At 68.1% G+C, this 1,630-nt stretch carries 1 protein-coding gene and 1 pseudogene; both read left to right on the top strand.

Translation table 11 applies throughout. The features are described 5' to 3' along the window. A pseudogene (locus tag G3N62_RS35365) lies at positions 1-797 on the top strand (RND transporter); the annotation flags it as partial. Further along, positions 790-1,630: VacJ family lipoprotein (locus G3N62_RS35360; protein ID WP_206141542.1), on the top strand; the 841-nt coding region annotated here is incomplete at its 3' end. The pseudogene G3N62_RS35365 and the gene G3N62_RS35360, both read left to right, overlap by 8 nt.

The raw sequence follows: 1,630 nt of genomic DNA, 5'->3' as shown, positions 1-1,630 counted from the left end.
CGCGTGTCGGACCTGCTCGGCTTCGCGGCCGCGCCGAGCGCGCGTTCGCCGACACGCTGCGCATCGCGCTCAACCAGCTCGCGTCGCTGCTGCAGCCGCAGGACATCACGCGCGAATCGCTGCCGCCGCAACTCGTGCGCGACTGGGTCGCGCCGGACGGCCACGCGCTCGTGCAGATCTCGCCGAAGGTGCCGAAGGGCGTCGATCCGAACGACGACACGATGCTGCGCCGTTTCGCGAAGGCGGTGAAGGCCGCGGAACCGGGCGCGACCGGCGGGCCGATCTCGATCCTGCATTCGGCCGACACGATCATCAACGCGTTCCTGCACGCGGCGCTGTGGTCGATCATCTCGATCACGATCCTGCTGTGGATCACGCTGCGCCGTTTCGGCGACGTGCTGCGCACGCTGGTGCCGCTGCTCGTGTCGGGCATCGTGACGCTCGAGATGTGCGTCGTGCTCGGCATGTCGCTCAACTTCGCGAACATCATCGCGCTGCCGCTGATGCTCGGCGTCGGCGTCGCGTTCAAGGTGTATTTCGTGATGGCATGGCGCGCGGGGCAGACGGGGTTGCTGCACTCGAGCCTCACGCATGCCGTGCTGTTCAGCGCCGCGACGACGGCGACCGCATTCGGCAGCCTGTGGCTGTCACACCATCCGGGCACGTCGAGCATGGGCAAGCTGCTCGCGCTGGCCCTGACCTGCACGCTGATCGGCGCCGTGGTGTTCCAGCCCGTCCTGATGGGCAAACCGCGCGTCAAACGTGCCAAGAACCAATCGCAAGGAATCAATGAATAAGGTGCGAATCATTGCGGCGACCGTCGCCGCCAGCGCGATGCTGTCCGGCTGCGCGACGGGACCGAACCGCAATCCCGACGACCCGCTCGAGCCGATGAACCGGGCGATGTACAAGTTCAACGACACGGTCGACACGAACATCGCCCAGCCGATCGCGAAGGGGTACCAGAAGGTCACGCCGACGCCGGTGCGGACCGCGATCAGCAACTTCTTCTCGAACCTCGGCGATCTCGGCAACATGGCGAACAACCTGCTGCAGTTGCGCATCACCGATGCGACGCAGGATCTGATGCGCGTGGCGATGAACTCGCTGTTCGGCGTCGCCGGCCTGATCGACATCGCGACGCCGGCCGGGCTGCCGAAGCATCACCAGGATTTCGGGTTGACGATGGCGCGCTGGGGCATGCCGTCCGGCCCGTACCTCGTGCTGCCCGTGTTCGGGCCGAGCACGGTCCGCGACGGCGTCGGCCGCGCGGTGGACGTGCGCTTCAACCTGCTGAACTACATCGAGCCGGCCGCGCGCAACCCGATGTACATCGCGCAGTTCATCAGCGCGCGTTCGGACCTGCTCGGCGCGACCGACCTGCTGAAGCAGGCCGCGCTCGATCCGTATTCGTTCGTGCGCGACGCATACCTGCAGCAGCGCAAGTCGCTGACGTACCGCAGCCAGTCGTCGTCGGCCGCGCTGCCGACCTACAACGAGCCGGGTGAAGCCGGCGCCGTGCCGGCCGCGACGCCGGCCGTGCCGGGGCTGCCGAACTACGAGGATCCGGGCGATGCGGGCGGCGCATCGGGCGGCGCATCGGGCGCCGCGCCGAACCCCGCGCCGGCTA

Origin of the sequence: Burkholderia sp. Tr-20355 (assembly GCF_017104685.1) — a bacterium.
GTDB lineage: Bacteria > Pseudomonadota > Gammaproteobacteria > Burkholderiales > Burkholderiaceae > Burkholderia > Burkholderia seminalis.
Note: the sequence above shows the minus strand (reverse complement) of the source record. Positions and strands in the feature narration are given on the sequence as shown.